Source organism: Sporosarcina sp. NCCP-2331 (assembly GCF_023707945.1).
GTDB lineage: Bacteria > Bacillota > Bacilli > Bacillales_A > Planococcaceae > Sporosarcina > Sporosarcina cascadiensis.
In genome coordinates this window covers 1-17,054 of sequence record NZ_BRCD01000032.1, presented here as the reverse complement: position 1 = coordinate 17,054, position 17,054 = coordinate 1, and the positions used below count along the sequence as shown (strand labels likewise).

At 45.0% G+C, this 17,054-nt stretch carries 19 protein-coding genes; 12 read left to right on the top strand and 7 right to left on the bottom strand.

Annotation, left to right across the window (positions count from 1 at the left end; all coding sequences use genetic code 11):
- The first annotated feature begins 81 nt into the window (after window positions 1–81).
- Window positions 82–864 (top strand): enoyl-CoA hydratase, encoded by a 783-nt coding sequence (locus tag NCCP2331_RS15640; protein ID WP_376776831.1) that lies wholly within the window; start codon window positions 82–84, stop codon window positions 862–864.
- 332 nt (window positions 865–1,196) lie between these two features.
- Here the strand turns inward: NCCP2331_RS15640 and mgsA are convergent, their stop codons facing one another.
- Both mgsA and NCCP2331_RS15630 read right to left on the bottom strand, forming a co-directional pair.
- Window positions 1,197–1,601, bottom strand: coding sequence for a methylglyoxal synthase (gene mgsA, locus NCCP2331_RS15635; protein WP_153721004.1), 405 nt, complete (start codon window positions 1,599–1,601; stop codon window positions 1,197–1,199).
- 375 nt (window positions 1,602–1,976) lie between these two features.
- Window positions 1,977–2,162, bottom strand: coding sequence for a YhzD family protein (locus NCCP2331_RS15630; RefSeq protein ID WP_153721005.1), 186 nt, complete (start codon window positions 2,160–2,162; stop codon window positions 1,977–1,979).
- A gap of 166 nt (window positions 2,163–2,328) precedes the next feature.
- Here NCCP2331_RS15630 and NCCP2331_RS15625 point away from each other — a divergent pair, with 166 nt between their 5' ends.
- The 7 genes from NCCP2331_RS15625 (at window position 2,329) to yhaM (ending at window position 10,178) form a co-directional block, all read left to right on the top strand.
- Window positions 2,329–2,526 (top strand): helix-turn-helix transcriptional regulator, encoded by a 198-nt coding sequence (locus NCCP2331_RS15625; protein WP_251671756.1) that lies wholly within the window; start codon window positions 2,329–2,331, stop codon window positions 2,524–2,526.
- A gap of 3 nt (window positions 2,527–2,529) precedes the next feature.
- Window positions 2,530–2,841 carry a DUF2178 domain-containing protein gene (locus NCCP2331_RS15620; protein ID WP_153721007.1) on the top strand — a complete coding sequence of 104 codons (312 nt, stop codon included), beginning with the start codon at window positions 2,530–2,532 and terminating at the stop codon, window positions 2,839–2,841.
- 69 nt (window positions 2,842–2,910) lie between these two features.
- Window positions 2,911–3,810 (top strand): ABC transporter ATP-binding protein, encoded by a 900-nt coding sequence (locus tag NCCP2331_RS15615; RefSeq protein WP_251671755.1) that lies wholly within the window; start codon window positions 2,911–2,913, stop codon window positions 3,808–3,810.
- Entirely contained in the window at window positions 3,803–5,062 is a 1,260-nt protein-coding gene (locus NCCP2331_RS15610) for an ABC transporter permease (protein ID WP_251671754.1), read from the top strand. Before NCCP2331_RS15615 ends, NCCP2331_RS15610 begins: the two co-directional genes overlap by 8 nt.
- 109 nt (window positions 5,063–5,171) lie before the next feature.
- Entirely contained in the window at window positions 5,172–6,380 is a 1,209-nt protein-coding gene (locus tag NCCP2331_RS15605; protein ID WP_251671753.1) for a metallophosphoesterase family protein, read from the top strand.
- Window positions 6,381–6,384: 4 nt separating this feature from the next.
- Window positions 6,385–9,240 carry an ATP-binding protein gene (locus tag NCCP2331_RS15600; protein WP_251671752.1) on the top strand — a complete coding sequence of 952 codons (2,856 nt, stop codon included), beginning with the start codon at window positions 6,385–6,387 and terminating at the stop codon, window positions 9,238–9,240.
- Window positions 9,240–10,178, top strand: a complete 939-nt coding sequence (gene yhaM, locus NCCP2331_RS15595; RefSeq protein WP_153721236.1) for a 3'-5' exoribonuclease YhaM — start codon at window positions 9,240–9,242, stop codon at window positions 10,176–10,178. Before NCCP2331_RS15600 ends, yhaM begins: the two co-directional genes overlap by 1 nt.
- Before the next feature lie 1,138 nt (window positions 10,179–11,316).
- Here the strand turns inward: yhaM and NCCP2331_RS15590 are convergent.
- Window positions 11,317–12,252: a peptidylprolyl isomerase gene (locus NCCP2331_RS15590; RefSeq protein WP_153721012.1), complete on the bottom strand. Its 936-nt coding sequence runs from the start codon at window positions 12,250–12,252 to the stop codon at window positions 11,317–11,319.
- Window positions 12,253–12,396: 144 nt separating this feature from the next.
- On the opposite strand from NCCP2331_RS15590, the gene NCCP2331_RS15585 reads away from it, so the two are divergent.
- The gene (locus NCCP2331_RS15585; protein WP_153721013.1) at window positions 12,397–12,498 is read left to right on the top strand and encodes a YjcZ family sporulation protein; all 102 of its coding nucleotides are present in this window, start codon (window positions 12,397–12,399) and stop codon (window positions 12,496–12,498) included.
- Between the two features lie 46 nt (window positions 12,499–12,544).
- Here NCCP2331_RS15585 and NCCP2331_RS15580 read toward each other — a convergent pair whose 3' ends face one another.
- The 4 genes from NCCP2331_RS15580 to NCCP2331_RS15565 all read right to left on the bottom strand — a co-directional run bounded on the left by NCCP2331_RS15580 (window position 12,545) and on the right by NCCP2331_RS15565 (window position 14,546).
- Window positions 12,545–12,730: a hypothetical protein gene (locus NCCP2331_RS15580; protein WP_153721014.1), complete on the bottom strand. Its 186-nt coding sequence runs from the start codon at window positions 12,728–12,730 to the stop codon at window positions 12,545–12,547.
- A gap of 84 nt (window positions 12,731–12,814) precedes the next feature.
- Complete coding sequence (locus NCCP2331_RS15575) at window positions 12,815–13,378, bottom strand: HTH-type transcriptional regulator Hpr (protein WP_153721015.1); 564 nt, start codon at window positions 13,376–13,378, stop codon at window positions 12,815–12,817.
- Between the two features lie 206 nt (window positions 13,379–13,584).
- On the bottom strand, window positions 13,585–13,941 hold the full coding sequence (locus tag NCCP2331_RS15570) for a YtxH domain-containing protein (protein WP_153721016.1): 357 nt from the start codon (window positions 13,939–13,941) through the stop codon (window positions 13,585–13,587).
- 179 nt (window positions 13,942–14,120) lie between these two features.
- Window positions 14,121–14,546 carry an HIT family protein gene (locus tag NCCP2331_RS15565; RefSeq protein ID WP_153721017.1) on the bottom strand — a complete coding sequence of 142 codons (426 nt, stop codon included), beginning with the start codon at window positions 14,544–14,546 and terminating at the stop codon, window positions 14,121–14,123.
- A gap of 120 nt (window positions 14,547–14,666) precedes the next feature.
- Here NCCP2331_RS15565 and NCCP2331_RS15560 point away from each other — a divergent pair, with 120 nt between their 5' ends.
- The 3 genes from NCCP2331_RS15560 to NCCP2331_RS15550 all read left to right on the top strand — a co-directional run bounded on the left by NCCP2331_RS15560 (window position 14,667) and on the right by NCCP2331_RS15550 (window position 17,038).
- Window positions 14,667–15,413 (top strand): ABC transporter ATP-binding protein, encoded by a 747-nt coding sequence (locus NCCP2331_RS15560; RefSeq protein WP_153721018.1) that lies wholly within the window; start codon window positions 14,667–14,669, stop codon window positions 15,411–15,413.
- On the top strand, window positions 15,397–16,605 hold the full coding sequence (locus NCCP2331_RS15555) for an ABC transporter permease (protein ID WP_153721019.1): 1,209 nt from the start codon (window positions 15,397–15,399) through the stop codon (window positions 16,603–16,605). The genes NCCP2331_RS15560 and NCCP2331_RS15555 overlap by 17 nt, the downstream gene beginning before the upstream one ends.
- A 175-nt stretch (window positions 16,606–16,780) precedes the next feature.
- Window positions 16,781–17,038 (top strand): IDEAL domain-containing protein, encoded by a 258-nt coding sequence (locus NCCP2331_RS15550; RefSeq protein WP_153721020.1) that lies wholly within the window; start codon window positions 16,781–16,783, stop codon window positions 17,036–17,038.
- Window positions 17,039–17,054 lie beyond the last annotated feature (16 nt).

Sequence of the window (17,054 nt, the reverse complement as noted above, 5' to 3'; positions counted from 1 at the left end):
TTTAGAGATGGTTGTGCAAATGCTCAGGTAATTGTGTATAATGTTATGAATGAACGACCATTCATAATAAAGGGGGAAATGATGATGACAAAACAGATCGAAGTGGAAATTCAAGACAGATTGGCAACGGTTACATTTAATCAACCGTCAGCGATGAATGCAATGGACGGAGAAATGATGAGAGAGCTGGCGGATGTCGTCGATGAGTTAAAAGGGAATTCAACTGTACACGTCGTGCTGTTCCGCGGAGCAGGCCGCGCATTCTCTTCCGGCGGTAACGTAAAAGCGATGCTTGACCCGCACGGACCGATGAAAATGGAAGATATTATGGTCGACTTATCAAGACTTGCTCTAGCTTTGTACAGTATGCCTCAAATCACGATTGCATCTGTCCATGGTGCAGCGGCGGGACTTGGATGCAGTATTGCGATTGCCTGTGATATAGTCATTGCAGAAGAATCAAGCAAGATTGCGATGAATTTCATTGGGATTGGTCTGTTGCCGGATGGCGGCGGTCATTTCTTCCTGAAAGAGCGAGTGGGTACAGCGAGAGCGAAGCAGCTGATCTGGTCGGGTGAAGTGATGGACGGTAAACGTGCAGCTCAGATCGGACTTATTGATCAGGTAGTGGCGGACGGCGAAGCTTGGAATGCTGCACAGCAGCGCGCACAGCAGATCCTGCATTCTCCCACAGCTTCCATGGCTGCATCCAAACAGATTTTACATGCAGCCGGAATTGAAGAACTGAAGAGAGTGGTAGAGTTGGAAAGTGAAGGACAGGCAGCGATGCGCAGAACTTCAGACCACCGGGAAGGAATCCAGGCTTTCGTTGAGAAAAGAAAGCCCAGTTTTACAGGTCAGTAAGGAAGACTGGTGAATTCCTGCTTGTTTTATTTCCCGCGAGTTCTTTAAGTTAATTAGGCAATGACTGCGCCTGCGGCAGAAGGTTGCGTGAAATACTCGACTCTGGCGTTGTTTGGTTCGGCGGGGACGCGTTTTGGTGCGGTGCTGTGACAGTTTGGTTCGCTGAATCTCGCGTAACGTGCAGTTCTGGCTAATTTTGGTTCGTTTCCCGCCGGTTTTGGCTCGGTGGGATGACACTTTGGCGCGTTTCTTTATATACGCTTACACGACAAAGCTGCAGGGAAAGTCAGAAATGACTTTCCCTGCAGCTTTTTTTACTATCATAAACTGTTTTATTGATATTTCGCAGCAGTTTCCCTCCAGGAAAAATACCCTTTTTCAATCGCTCGCAGCAACAGTTCTGCAGAAGCTAGGTTAGTGGCCAGCGGAATACCGTACACATCACATAATCGAAGCAGTGCACTGACATCTGGCTCATGTGGCTGTGCTGTGAGCGGGTCACGGAAAAATAAGATTAAATCCAGTTTTCCAGTAGCGATCATAGCGCCGATCTGCTGGTCACCGCCAAGCGGGCCTGACATAAGACAGTGAATGGAAAGCTCTGTTTCTTCCATGATTCTTTTCCCGGTTGTACCTGTTGCGTAGAGAGTATGTTTTGCGAATATTTGTTCATAGGCAATTGTGAAATTCACTAATTCAGACTTTTTTTCATCATGCGCAATTAAGGCAATGTTCAAACCAGTCACTTCCTTCTACGAGTTATTGACGAGGATAGCTTATCACAAATTTAGAGAAAAATCTCGCTTTTATTGGACTGTATATAAAATTCTCTGATAAAATAATAAATAGCGAAAAAATGGAAGGGTTTACATTTTGCTGTGCTGCTGAAATATTCCTTATACTGAATTTTACGTCATTTTTATTGATTACACTAATACTGTCTAAAAGAAAAAGTTTCCCGGGAAATAATTTGGAGGAAAAGAAGATATAAAGAAAGGAATACATACACTTTTAAACAAATCAAACTCGATATTCTGTTCAATTTAGAAGAAGAATGTCGGTTATATGCGGAAAAAGAGACTGTCCCGTTATAAATCGGGAACAGTCTCTTTTTAAACATGAAATAACAATAGCTTTCCAAGCGGGGAAGCCAGTCGGTGTGTGCGCTCCAGCAACTCTTTTTCAGTGAGCAGCTGGCGGCCCTGTTCTTTTGCAGCGTCATCATTTTCTGCAGTAAAAGCTTCATCTGTAATCAGTGTTCCGTCTTTTTCGTATGCAGTCAGTTTGTATGTCTTCATTCAATCTCCTCCATCTTCTTTTAAATCAGTATACTATGAAATACTAATAATGAATAGTCATTCACTTATATTGCTGTGTAAAGTTTGCTTGACATTAAAAGAAATGTAAAGTAAAGTTTACGTAAAGCTTCCTTTACATTTCGTTGATCAGAAAAGGGTGATAAAGGTGAACAACCACATTAAAGCCAAGCGGGTTGAAATGGGATGGACGCAAGATGGCTTGGCGGAAAAATTAGGTGTGTCACGGCAGACTATTATTTCCTTAGAAAAAGGAAAATATAATCCGTCCTTAGTGCTTGCATTTAAGATTTCAAACTTGTTTGGCTGCAGGATAGAAGAAATATTCATTTATGAGGAGGAATAGATTATGTATGAAGGTTTTAATATTGGTTCATTTTTGCTGGGTTTGCCGCTGGGACTGGCAATTACAGGAATTATACTGTTAATCAGCTGGAGAATCGGTAAGAAACAAAGACGTTATGACGAAAGATATCAGACGATACATCGCCAGGCGCGTTCCTATTCCTGGTTTGCCACAACAGCAGCCGTTTTGATAGGATGGCTGATTGCTATATTAATGGAGGGGCCGGGTCCTGCGTTCTTTATTTTAACAGCAATCTGGGCAGTTCATATGCTGTCTTATACAATCGGTGCAGCCGTTGCCAGCCGAAATAATTAAAGAATCTTGAAACAATTCGAGATGTGGAACGTAGAACTAGATAAAGAGACTGAGAGGAGACTTATATGCATGGCATTACAGCTTGAACAAGTGACCAAACGATTTGGAGACTTTACGGCAGTAGATCATCTGTCACTGACAGTTGAAGAAGGTACGATGTACGGCTTTCTTGGAGCCAATGGGGCTGGCAAGACGACAACTTTCCGTATGATTCTTGGCTTGCTGAATACAACAGAAGGTTCCATCCATTGGAACGGGCAGAAAATAACCTATGCGACAAGCCCGCTCATCGGTTATTTACCGGAAGAGCGGGGACTTTATCCGAAAATGAAAGTGCTGGAGCAGCTTGTTTTTCTTGGACAGCTGCGAGGGATGAATAAAACGGCGGCGAAAAAGGCTGCGCTTCAGTGGCTGGAGCGTTTTGAAGTCCCGCATTATACGGATAAAAAAGTAGAGGAATTATCTAAAGGGAATCAGCAGAAGATCCAGGTGATTGCCTCCCTCATGCATGATCCGAAATTACTGATTCTGGATGAACCGTTCTCAGGTCTGGATCCAGTCAATGTGGAGATGCTGAAACGGGCTATCATCGATTTTCGAAACAGCGGGGCGACCATACTTTTTTCCAGTCACCGTATGGATCATGTGGAAGAATTATGTGAACAGCTCAGCATCATACATCATGGCCAGCAGCTTGTCAGTGGAAATTTACGGGATGTCAAACGGTCATTCGGCAAGCAGAACGTCAGGATACGTGCAGACTTTTCATTGGAAGAATTAGACGCTTTGCCCGGAGTCAATACAGCCCATCATTCATTGGAAGGCGCGGTATTCCAGGTGGAAAATGAAAGCATTGCGAATGAATTGCTGCAGGCTGCATTATTGAAAGGGCCGATTCGCCATTTTGGAATAGAAGAACCATCTTTGCAAGACATATTTATTGCGAAAGTGGGGGAAGAACATGCGTGAGTTTTGGATAATTTTCAGGCAGAGTTTCTTAACGAAGGCGAAAACGAAGTCATTCTTCATCACAACACTTATTATGGTTGCGGGGATATTCCTCTTTGCCAATTTGCCCGGCCTTATTAATACAGCGAGTAAATGGATAGGTGATGGAGAAGAAGATAAAGTTCTCGTGCTCGATGACAGCGGAGTATTGATGGAACGTCTGCAGCCACAGCTGAAGCTGAATGAGGAAGAAATTACAATAGAGATTGCAAATGAAACGAAAGAACAGCTGGAGAAGCAAGTGGAAGCTGAAAAAATAGATGCTTTCATTGAATTACATCTTGATGCTTCACAAACAATACAAGCGACCTATACGTCAGCCAGTTCAGTAGATCAATATTTGCCGTCTTCTTTGCAAGATGCGCTGCAGACTATACAGACAGAAGTGAAAGCCGAACAGCTCTCATTGTCCGCTGATGAAGTAGCTACGCTGTTCGCGCCCATTCATTTTGAGAAGCAAAACATTTCTGCTTCGGCTAAGTCGGAGGATGAGCTGAATCAGGCACGGGTGCTCGTGTATGTGCTGATGTTCGTTATTTATTTTGCAGTCATCATCTATTCTTCGATGATTGCGACAGAAGTAGCCACGGAAAAGTCTTCACGTGTCATGGAAATTTTAATTTCGAGCGTGTCGCCGGTTAAGCATATGTTTGCAAAAGTGCTCGGAATCGGATCACTCGGGATTGTACAGATACTAATTTACGGTGCAGCAGGGCTCATCGCCTATAAAGTGTCTTCAATTGGAGAAGAGAATGACTTTTCGGCATTCTTCAGCTTGGAAAATCTGCAAGTCAGTACGCTGGTCTATGCAGTGATTTTCTTCTTGCTGGGCTATTTTCTTTATGCAACCCTTGCCGCATTGCTCGGTTCGCTTGTCAGCCGGACAGAAGATGTGCAGCAAATGATCATGCCGATGTCCTTGCTGGTAGTCGCAGCGTTCATTATTGCAGCGACGGGCCTTGGTAATCCAGAGTTGGGCTATTTGAAAATCGCATCGTTTGTACCGTTTTTCGCACCGCTTGTTATGTTCTTGAGGGTAGGCATGCTCGATCTGCCATTATGGGAGCCATTGCTGTCCATTGCGATCATGGTCGTGACGATTGCGGTTCTCGGCTGGTTTGGAGCAAAAGTCTACCGCGGAGGCGTGCTGATGTACGGCCCGTCCCGTTCATTGAAAGACTTGAAGAAGGCCATTCAGCTCGGAAAAGAATAAACTTGCAGCCTGTCGCCGAAAGGGGTGACAGGCTTTTTGCATGCACTTTCCAGTTCGAGAGTGCTTATGGTAAAATAGAGAACGAGTATTCGACGAAAGAGGTGCAACTATGGAGGCAATCCGTTTTTTACATACAGCTGATCTGCATCTTGACAGCCCGTTTAAAGGCATGGCAGCAGGTCCGAATGAATTGGCGAGGCTGCAGCAATCTACTTTTTCGGCGTTTGACCGTTTTATTGACTATGCGGTGAAGGTCCGGCCGGATTTCATCGTCATCGTCGGCGATCTTTATGACGGGGAAGACCGCAGCCTGCGTGCACAAATACGATTCCAGCAAGGCATGCAGCGTCTTTATGAAAAGGAAATCCCGGTTTTTATTACATACGGCAATCACGATCATCTGGCGGGCAGCTGGACAAGAGTTTCATTTCCCGCGAATGTACAGACGTTTTCCGAAGAAGTGGAGCAAAAACAGCTGACTATCCGGGGAGAGAAGGTCTTTCTGCATGGATTCAGCTATCCGCAGCGTCATGTGACAGAGCCGATGATAGCGGACTATCCAGTTGCCTCAGATGAGGGAATCCATATCGGTCTTTTGCACGGCAGTGTGGCGGGTGACGCGGAACATGCTGTCTATGCGCCATTTACTGTCAGTGAGCTGCAGGAGAAGAATTATCACTATTGGGCACTCGGGCATATTCACAAACGTCAGCAGTTAGCGGAAGACCCCCCTGTCGTTTATCCCGGAAATCTTCAGGGACGGCATCGTAAAGAGCAAGGTATAAAAGGGTTTTATGATGTATCGATTACCCGCGGGAAAACATCATTGAATTTTGTCAGAACTTCCGATATTGTCTTCAGCCGTCTGACTGTTTCCTGCGAAGGCATTGACTACGCGGATGACTGGGTGACTAGGTGTCAGGAAACAATTGACAGGTTTATCGCAGAGTCGGGCAGTGCGGTGGTGGAATTGATCATGGAAGATACGGAAGGGCTGGCCGGCGACTTGCAGCGTGCGTCGTCAGAATGGGAGTGGCTCGACATTTTAAGGGAGCAATACAGCGGGATAGAACCTTTCGTATGGATCACTTCGATTGACTGGCCGGCTGTTTCGAATGAAGAGCTGCCGGCAGCATTGCTGGAACCGGTTGAACAAACACTGGCAAGCTGGCAGGCGGATGAATGGCAAGGACTTGTGAAAGACCTGTACAGCCACCGTGCCGGCCGATATTTAAAAAGCCTGACCGTGAACGATATGGAACAGCTGAAACAGCAGACTGCGGCTTTATTGGCTGCGGAATTGCTGAAGGAGAGATGATCGAATGAAAATAAAAAAGATTGTCCTATATGGGTTTGGCCGTCATGAGAATCTGGAAATTGATTTGCATTCAGGCATGAATTTGCTTTATGGACCGAATGAAGCCGGAAAGTCAACGATCCAGCAGGCAGTCCTTCATATATTATTTGGTTTCCCGCAAAAGAATCAGCAGGAATTGCGCTATGAACCAAAGACAGGCGGCAAGTACGGCGGTTGTCTGTATATAGCAGACGAGGAATTTGGCAATTGGATGATTGAACGCGTGCGGGGGAAATCTTCGGGTGACGTGGCGATTCGTTTTGAAGACGGACGTTCCGCTGGAGAAGAAGAGATGAAAATATTACTGCGCGGCTATGACCGTCAGGCATTTGAAGCGGTCTTTTCTTTTTCATTGTTTCAATTGCAAGGACTGGAGAAAATGGATGAAGACGATCTGAGCCGGACACTTCTCGCATCCGGTACTACAGGTCTAGATTCATTATGGAAAGTGGAAAAGAGAGTAGAGAGGGAAGCTTCCGATCTATTCAAGAAATCGGGCAGAGTGCCGCCGATGAATCAAAAAGTCACAGAAATCAAAGAACTTGAGCAGGCCATGTTAAAAGAACAGCAGAAACTTGCAGCCTATGAGCCGCTAACGGAACGGCAGAGGGAACTGACGCAGCAGGTGAGAGCACTGCGGGAAGAAGAACAGCAATTGCACAGCCAGGCGGATGAACAAATGCTGGCCATGCAGATCGTGCCGCTGCAGCAGAAAGAACGACAGCTGACTGATCAGCTGTCTGCACTGCCGGATATACATTTTCCTGCTGAAGGCATCCGCCGCTATGAAGAACTGGCCGGCAGACAAGCGGAGCTGGCAATAAGAAAACAGCGTTTATTGAAAGAACAGCAGCAACTCCAGACAGATCTGGTTGAATTGATGCCTGACAGCGAACGCCGGCTGCTCGAACGCTTGACTGCACAAGAAGCTGAATGGCATCGAATGCGGACAGATACACTTTCAGCTGAACAGGAAATCAGACTGCTCGAGACGAAAAGACAGCAGCTGAAAAATCGCCTGGCATTGACTGATATTCAGCTGGAGGCAATGGAGGATCTGGATATTTCGATTCAGCGCGAACGAAAGCTGGAACCGTTAATCGAGCAGCAGAAAGATGCCGAACAGCAGCTGAAAGCTTTGAATCGCATGCTGGCGGAAGCGGAAAATGAGCGCGAGGAAGCAGAGCAGCGAAAACAGCAGCTTGAGCGACAGGCGGTTACACAGCAAGAACTGGAGAAGCTGGAGAAGTGGCCTGAGACTAAACAGCGGCTGGCAGAGGCGAAAGCCATGCTGTCTGTCGCGGATCAACAATCAAATGGCCGTCTGGTCCCTCTGTTTTTACTCGTCATTGGTCTTATTATTGGCGCATATAGTATTTGGCAGCAGCAATGGCTCTTTGCAGCCGCGGGCGCTGTATGTTTAGCCGCAGGTGCATGGCTGTGGAAAAAACGGCCGGCTTCATTGGAAGAGCAACAGGCATTTATACGGGATAATGAACCGCTAGCTGCTGAAATGGAAAGTTTGAGTGTGCGTTTTGAAGGACAGAAACGGGAACAGCAGCAAGTATTTACAGAGATTGAAAAAATGGAACGCAAATTGGGGAATCTCGTTTCAGAGATGGAACAGCTTCATGAGCGAAAGCAGCAAGCGGCCAGTGAGCTGAAGAAGGCTGTGCAGGATGATCCAATTGATCTGACGTTTACTATTCAGGAGAGCTTCCGGATGCTGCGGGAATTGCAGGATGCTTCGGCAGAGCAGCAAACGTGGCGGCAGCGGCTGCAAGCAGGAAAACAGCAACTGCAGGAACGTATGAATGAGGTGGAGGCGCTGCTTGGGCCTGTGCCGGAAAATGCCGTATATGAACGGCTGCGGCAGGAATTGATGAATCAAAAAGAACTTCTCGGAAAATATCGGAGCCGGGAGCAGACACTGCAGAAACTCCAGAGCGATATTCAGGAGACAGATGCACTGCTGCAGTCGATGGAAGCAGAAATTCAAACATTGTTCGATCTGGTTGAAGTTTCAGAAAAAGAACAGTTTTATCGAGCGTTTCAAGACGATCAGCAGGCACAGTTGCTGAAAAGGCAGCTGGCGGAAATTCATTCGCAGCTTTCTCTGTATGGTGATAAACCCCTGACGGCTGACTGGACGCTGCCTGAACTTGAACGCAGCCGGGGGAACACTGCAGAGCGCCTGACAGCTCTTCGCAATGAAGTGACGGAACTAGTCGATGAACAGGTGAAAGTCAGCCATGAGCTTGCACAGATGGGGAAAAGCGGTGCACTCAGTGAACTCCAGCAGTTATTCGAAGTGCGGAAAGCTGAGCTTGCCGATCTGGCGCAGCAATGGATGGTCCGGAAAGCCGCTGCCGAAGCAATCCGGCAGACAATGAGTGAGTGGAAAGAGCATCAGCTGCCGGCTGTCCTTGAAATGGCGAATGACTGGTTCAGCCGTCTGACAGCCAGTCGTTACCGTACACTCGGTTTGACGGCAGAGGGATATTTTCAAGCTGTAACGCACAGCGGTCAATCTTTTCAGATCAATGAGCTGAGTCAGGCAACAAAGGAACAAGCGTATCTTTCATTGAGGCTGGCATTGGCTTCCGCACTTTCTGACCGCGCGCCATTTCCGATTATCATGGATGATCCGTTTGTTCACTTTGATAATGAAAGACTTTCGCGTATGATAGAAATTATTAAAGAATTAGAGCCGTCTCATCAATTTTTATATTTTACTTGCCGCTCAGATATAGAAGCAAAGTGGTTGAGTGACGTACATAAAGTCGAGATCGGTACAAAAGTTAAAGGAGAGATCGATTGATGAAAAAACTAATGGAACACCAAGCGGGAGAACCGGTGGATATGTATTTATTGATTAAGCAGGCTACGAAAGGCATCACGCAGCAGGGAAGTCCATTCATGACGTTGATTCTCCAGGATAAAAGCGGCGATCTCGAAGCGAAACTGTGGGATACGGGAGAAGAGCAGGCGCGTTTGTACAAGGCCGCATCGATCGTAAAAGTTGGCGGCGAAGTTCATGAGTACCGCGGGAAAAATCAGCTGCGCATCAAAGCAATCCGTCCGGTGAAAGAAGAGGAAGGCGTAACGATTGCTGATTTGGTACCCTCTGCTGAAAAAAGCAAAGAAGTGCTGTTTGAAGAACTGATGCAATATTTCTTCGAGATGAAAAATCCGGATATCCAGCGAGTCACCCGTCATCTATTGAAGAAGCACCAGGCAGATTTCATGCTGTACCCTGCTGCGACTAGAAACCATCATGATTATGTAACCGGTTTGCTGGATCACGTCGTATCGATGCTGAAGCTTGGAAAAGCCATCGCAGAGCTCTATCCGACGCTCAATAAAGATTTATTGTACGCGGGAATCATTCTGCATGATATCGGCAAAGTCGTTGAACTTTCAGGACCCGTCGGCACACAGTATACGATTGAAGGGAATCTTCTTGGACATATTACCATCATGGTAAATGAAATTGCCAAAGCGGCAGATGAACTGGAAATTGAGGGAGAAGAAATCATGCTGCTGCAGCATATGGTCCTCTCTCATCACGGTAAAGAAGAGTGGGGCAGCCCGAAACGGCCGATGCTCAAGGAAGCAGAGATCCTGCATTATATTGATAATATCGATGCGAAAATGAATATGCTCAACCGCGTCATGTCCAAGACAGCACCCGGCGAGTTTTCAGAACGCGTTTTTCCGCTCGACAACCGTTCATTTTATAAACCGACATTCGAATAAGTATGTAAATCAAATAAAATAAAATCAGGCTGCTTGTTAGAAGGCAGCCTGATTTTTTTATTAGAGCTCTTCATCAAAACGTGTGCTTGACAGTTTATTTCATGAGCAGTTTGAGATTTGGCTGTGATCGTGCAGTATAGCATGGTAAGTGGGTATGAGACCGTTTCCCTGCGTTTCAGGCGGACGCTTTCGGGAGGGCCCTCGGTGAGCCAAGCGAACAGCGAAGGGTTCGCTTTGCCGTATTTCTGCGCTCTTTGCGGAAATTAAGGCAAACTGTGCTCATAACGCTACGCTTTTATTCGCAAAAGCCTTTCTTCGTAAAGGCTTTCGCTCCCGCAAGTTGTCTCATCCTATCGGGCTGATCCTCCCCGAGTGTTTTTAGCCGCGGGCTCACACGAAGTGAGTCATGCAACCGTTGCCGCAGGACGCGGCGTACTTAGGTTGCCTGGAACGAAGGTACACTGGCTTGTGTTTCAAATTTTTATGTGAGTTGCAGTATGAGCATACTATTTGAGATTATTACGATAGGTGAGGTATTCCATGCATTACTTATCATTCTGCAAAGGCTGAGATTCTCATGAACAATGCGTTTACAAAGTCTAGAATAGAAAACCATACCCACTAAATCCGCACTCTGCAAGTGAGCAGTGCTACATAATTTCTCCGATAACAGCGAAGGCGCAACTGCGGGGTAGGCCGTTGCTATAAGACAGCTGGCACGTCCTTCGCCAGTAGGCTCATAGCGTAAGGCAATCCCCCAGCGCCGTAGCGAGTTCAAACTGCAAACTTACACTTCGTATAATAGTCCTTCAAAGTCGAGCAACCAAACCCGCACATACTACAAAATCCATACTTCGTAAAGATGTATAGCATAATTTTCGCAATACCTTCCAGACAAGTTGTCAAGAACCGATTTTTGTGCAGGCCCTATATTTGCAGGCTTCATTTGATCATGAAAAGCGTGCGGGCGCTCATACAATTCCACTGGTGATCATACATCATCGGTAACCGATCATTGACGCCTTTCAAGTGATCATAGCGGCAGAAAACTTGATCATAGTGTGACCCCCTGTGATCATAGATGCCGTTTCATTCAATAAAAAACTCCCCCGGCACAGCCGGAGGAGCGGTTAAATCATTATTTACTTTCTTCTGCTTTTGCATCGTCTTCTTCTACTTCAACAGCAGGAGTTTCTTCTGGTTCTGCAGGCTGTTCCTTGAATAGATCAAGCGCTGATTTAAGATCTTCATCTTTAATCTTGACATCTGCATCTTTCACTAATTTAGAAACTTTCGTCAACAGTTCATTCTCATCAGATTTTTCCATCAACAATTCGTGGCGAATTTCTTCTTTTTCTTCATCTGATGTTTTTGCATCTTCTTTTTTACGCTTTTCTTTCACTTCGATGATGTGGAAACCATGTTCTGATGCAACTGGCTCACTGATTGTACCCGGCTCTAAATTATAAGCTGCTTCCCAGAATTCAGGAACCATAGCGCCGTAACCGAACCAGTCCAGATCGCCGCCTTCTTCTTTAGATCCTGGATCTGTAGAGTATTCCTTCGCTACTTTTGCAAAGTCTTCTCCCTTGTCCAGCTTTTCTTTTACTTCTTTAGCTGTTTCTTCATCTTCTACAAGAATGTGACGCGCGTTAATCTCTGACTGAGATTCTTCAATACGCTTATTCAATTCTTCATCAGATACTTCTACGCCGTCAGTCAATGCTGCTTCTTGCAGCTTCTGCAGGCGAATCATTTTCTTGAAGCTGTCAGGAGTCTGGCCCTGCTGTGCCAAAAATGCTTCGAAGTTATCACCAAGCTGTTCTTTGTTTTTGTTGAATTCTTCGTCTACTTGCTTTTCGTCAACCTTATACTTATCTTCAAGAACTTTTTCGAGAACAATCATCTGCAATGCTTGTTCGCCGACGGAGTCCTTCATTTCTTTGTAGAATTCTTCTTTTGTTACGTCACCAGCTTTGGACGTCATGACTTTTTCGCTGTCTCCGCCACCAGAACAAGCGGATAAAGCTGCAACAGATGCTGCGAGTGTAAAGGCTAAAATTTTCTTTTTCATTAAATAACTCCCCTAATCTAAATATCATTTCAAGATATCACTATAGCATAAAACGTTTGAAAAACAAAAAGGTTCCTTCTTTTCATTCGCCCAACCGTCTTTTTCCTGCTTCGCATAAGATACAGTGTGAAAGGGGGTGCCTTCATGAGCGGTTATAACCAAGGCGGAGCAGGTACATCCGGTTTTGCTTTAATTGTTGTATTGTTCATCTTGTTGATTATTGTCGGTGCAGCGTACTTGTATTAAAAAAAGCCCGTTCCCTATTAAATAGGGGCGGGGTTACATACTGGTTTTATGCACTATAGAAAACTTCCACATATAAGGATAAAATGAGGATTGTGATGAGAATATTCACCGTCCGATAGATTTTCGGCTGCTTCTCCTCAGGTATCTCTTTGGATTGGCAAAGCGCAAATGTCATTTTATTAATTTGGTATAGATAAAACAGTGAAAAAAGAATGGTAATCGTAATAACCATTGTTGACCTCCTCGGTATGCTTTATGTGACTGTACCCATCATAGCAGAATCTCTGCCTAAAAGAAAAAAACAGCATTGCTGATGTTAAGATTCTATTTTTGTCTTTTGAAGATAATCATTTGAATCTTCGTAAGTTTTCTCGATATTCTGAAAACCTTTTTCGAAAATATCCATGAAGTCATCTCCGTAAATATTGCGCAGTACGGACATCACTTCCAGAAACTCTGGGAATTTACCGTAAATGTCTCTGATAGGCAAAGAACCTTTAAGAATGCTGTAATCTTCATTGTGATAATTTGCGTTCATTTCAATCAGCAAGTTTTTCCCTTCCTCGGTTACAGTCACATATGTATTGCGGCGGTCATCATTTTTCTTTGAAAAATATAAAAGCTCCCGCTGTTCAAGTTTCTTCGAAAAATTGAAGGCAGTAGAAACATGCATGACACCGAATTTGGCGATATCCGAAATCGTGGCGCCTTCCATGTGGTAAGCAATCCATAAAATGTGATGCTCATTAATATTCAAGTCATAAGGTTTGATCCATTGCTGCCAATCTTTTTCAACGGCTTTCCATAATGCCTTAGACATTTGGGCGACGCGCTGGTTGAAGATCATGGCGTCTTTGCGTGAAATATTCTGCTCTGCCATCAGGGCACCTGCTTTCTTTCAGTTATTTTTATTTATTATACCAAAAAAGCAACAAATAAAAAAGACGGAATAATAAAATAACTGATACTGGGTGCAAGTGCCTGCAGAACGGTGCCGAACGATCCAGCTGAATTCTGCAGCCTCTCCTTACACATGGATGATCAGTCAGGTGCTTGAACTGATATACAGAGGGGGATGAAGCAGACCTATCGACTGCCTATCGACTTTTCTAAATCGTCCAGGGCATTTTGAATAGCCGAAATTTCTTTTTCTAATCTTTTTTTATTATGTTCTGTTGAACGCTTCCAGTCCGCTACGGAGTCTTTCATTCCTTCGACAGTCTCGGGTACAAGTTCTTTTGCTTCTTTAGATAGGTTGGTTACAGAATCTTTAAGGTCGTCGACTTTCCCTTTCACATCTTTCAGCTTATCTTTCAGATCCAATGAAGCGGTTTTTACGCTGGATCGCAGCTCGCTGCCAGGCTGTGGCGTGGAGTATAGTACGGTGATAGCGGAAGTAACGGCGCCAGCCGCCAGTCCAATAAAGAATGTAGACGCTTTCATGTTGAAAACACTCCTTTTAATTTAGTAGTTTATTTTATTAAAGCACGTGAACCTAAGCTCAGGCAAGAGAACACGTGAAATTATTATATAGACAAAAGCTTTCTAAATATCTATCGGTAAGGAGTTGGAATCCCTTTTTCCGGCGTTTCTATCAAACCCATTATAGTAACTGAACTATCTTATGCTTCCAAACGCTGTTTAATATTCGCAGCCAGTTCGGTAAGTACGTCTGTCGGGAATTGCTCTACTTTTGGCTGGAACTCTAACTGGAAGCCGTCTGTATTGTCATATCTTGGGATCAGGTGCATGTGGAAATGATAGACGGACTGTCCAGCGAAGGAGCCGTTGTTCTGCAGCAGGTTCATTCCGGCTGGCTGAAATTCTTCTTTCAACGCTGCAGCGATCCTTGGGGCTGCTTTAAATAAGTTCGCAGCTTCATCTTCTGTCATTTCATACAGGTTTTCACGGTGTGTTTTAGGTATGAGAAGGACGTGCCCCTTCGTAACAGGCATAATATCCATAAAAGCGATGACATGCTCGTCTTCGTACACTTTTTCTCCAGGGATCGAGCCTTCAACAATATTGCAGAAAATACATGATGTCATTTCTACACTTCCTTTCATGTTTGGATGTATTGTAGCATATTTTCAAATAGTTCACTAAGGCAGACTAAGCAATTTTATAAATTCTTTGGTAAAATGAAAAAGTGGATTGGAGGAAATACAATGGCGATTTTAGAATTAGAACATGTAACAGGCGGTTATACGCGCAAGCCTGTTCTGCACGATCTTTCCTTTCAGATTGAAGAAGGCGAACTGGTCGGTTTAATTGGACTGAACGGCGCGGGTAAAAGTACTACAATCAAACATATTATCGGGCTTATGAATCCTCTCGAAGGTCAAATAAAAATCGATGGCGCCACGTTCAGCGACAAAGCGCATTATCGGCAGTCATTCAGCTATATTCCTGAAACTCCGGTGCTTTACGAAGAATTGACGCTACTCGAGCATTTGGAAATGACGGCGATGGCTTACGGATTGGACAAGCAGCAATTCGAGGCACGTACAGAACAGCTGCTGAAAGAATTCCGGATGGAAAAGCGGCTGAAGTGGTTTCCAGCTCATTTCTCGAAAGGGATGCGTCAGAAGGTCATGATCATGTGCGCCTTTCTAGTGGAACCAAAACTGTATATAATTGATGAACCATTTGTCGGTTTGGACCCGCTTGCGATCCGTGCATTGCTGGATCAGATCATCGAGCGGAAGAATGCAGGTGCTTCCATCCTGATGTCTACACATGTCCTCGCGACAGCTGAAAGATACTGTGACCGTATTATCCTGCTGCATGAAGGCCGTGTGCGTGCAAACGGAACGATGGATGATTTGCGCAAGGCATTCGGACGCCCGGATGCCACGCTGGATGATTTATATATTGCGATGACCGAGGAAACTGAAAATGAACAATATGTATGATATTTGGGGCAAACGCTTCTTTCATTACATCAATGAACTGCAGAAGTATATGCGCTATGTATTCACGGGACATCTGGCCATAGTCTTCATGTTCGCAATCGGGGCAGGGGGGTATGCATACAGTGAATGGCTGAAAGAAGTGCCGGTCAATTTTCCGTCTGCTCTGATCGTGTCGGGTATCATTGCGTTATTACTAATGAAATCAGCGCCGACGACGCTGCTTGAGCCTGCTGATATTGTCTACTTTCTGCCTTTGGAAGACAAGCTGCCTGGTTATATGAAGCGGGCGGTTACGTGGTCGACTTTTGCACAGCTTCCGCTTCCATTGGCTGCAGCTATCGTGTCCCTGCCTTTATTGAAGGCAACAGAAATAGGAACGGGCACTGTTTATATACTGCTAATCCTGTTGATCATCGGAATGAAAGGATTATTTGTCGGCGCAGAATACAGTGTGAGAATTGCGGAGCATAAATTTGTCTGGCCTGACCGGATCATTCGCTTATTGCTGGCATTTGTGACAGTTTACTTCACGCTAGTGTGGAGTCCGATTGCATTTTTCATTGGTTTACTGGCTGCTATACTTTATATGAAGTGGTGGGAAAAACAGGCGAGTCAAAAACCATTCCCGTATGAGCAATTCATTGAGTTGGAACAAAACCGTATGATGCGTTTCTATCGGTTTGCTAACTATTTTACGGAAGTGCCGCATCTGGTCGGTTCTGTCAGCAAACGCAACTGGCTGAAGTTTGCGATGAAAAAAGCTGCGTTCAATAGAGGGGATGTACAAACTTATTTAGTAGGACGTACATTCATACGGACAGATGACACATTTTGGCTGTGGGTGAGATTGACAGCATTATCTGCTCTTGGGGCATTCTTGATTCCTTTGCCGATCGTGTCATTCATATTCGTCGGAGCACTGGCATTCGCAACGGCTGTTCAACTAATTTTGGCGCTGGAAGGCAAAGTGGAATTCACAATGGATCAGTTATTCCCTAAAGAAACAGGGGCATCTCAAGTGAAAGCTGTCCGTTCGCTCGTCAGAAAACTTATTACATTACAGGCAGTTATCTTGCTGGCGGCCGCACTGCCGCAGTACGGATTTAGTCTGAACCCTGTGCTGATTGCAGCGGTTGCATTGATCGTAGGGGAAGCGACGATTCGTTTGACGAAAGAGCAGGAAACCCCGTGACACTTCAACTGTGGTGGATTACAATAGACAGAACTGAATTATCTGAATATATATACCTATCACCCGGCTTACTGATTAAATAGAAATCATCCAAAAGTTCGAATATTTAGTATTGTGGTTGCATTCCGGGTTTCTTTGCATATATAATTACTAAAAGGTAACAGGGGTGAGAGAGATGAACAATAACAACTCATATGCTGAATTTTTAAAAGCCGTAGGGAACAACAGCACTTCTCTCCAGGCGGAAAAGTTGCTGAATGAAATTTATTGGGATCTTTTTTTACAGCACATTCATTGGGAACAGACGCAGACCCGGATTATGAAACTTATTGACGATGCTCTGGATTGCCGCGATGAAGAGGCATTTGACAGGTATACGCAGCAATTAGCAGATTTTAAGCAGGAGCAGGGATATGAATATAAAGTGAAATAATAGAAAGACACTATGC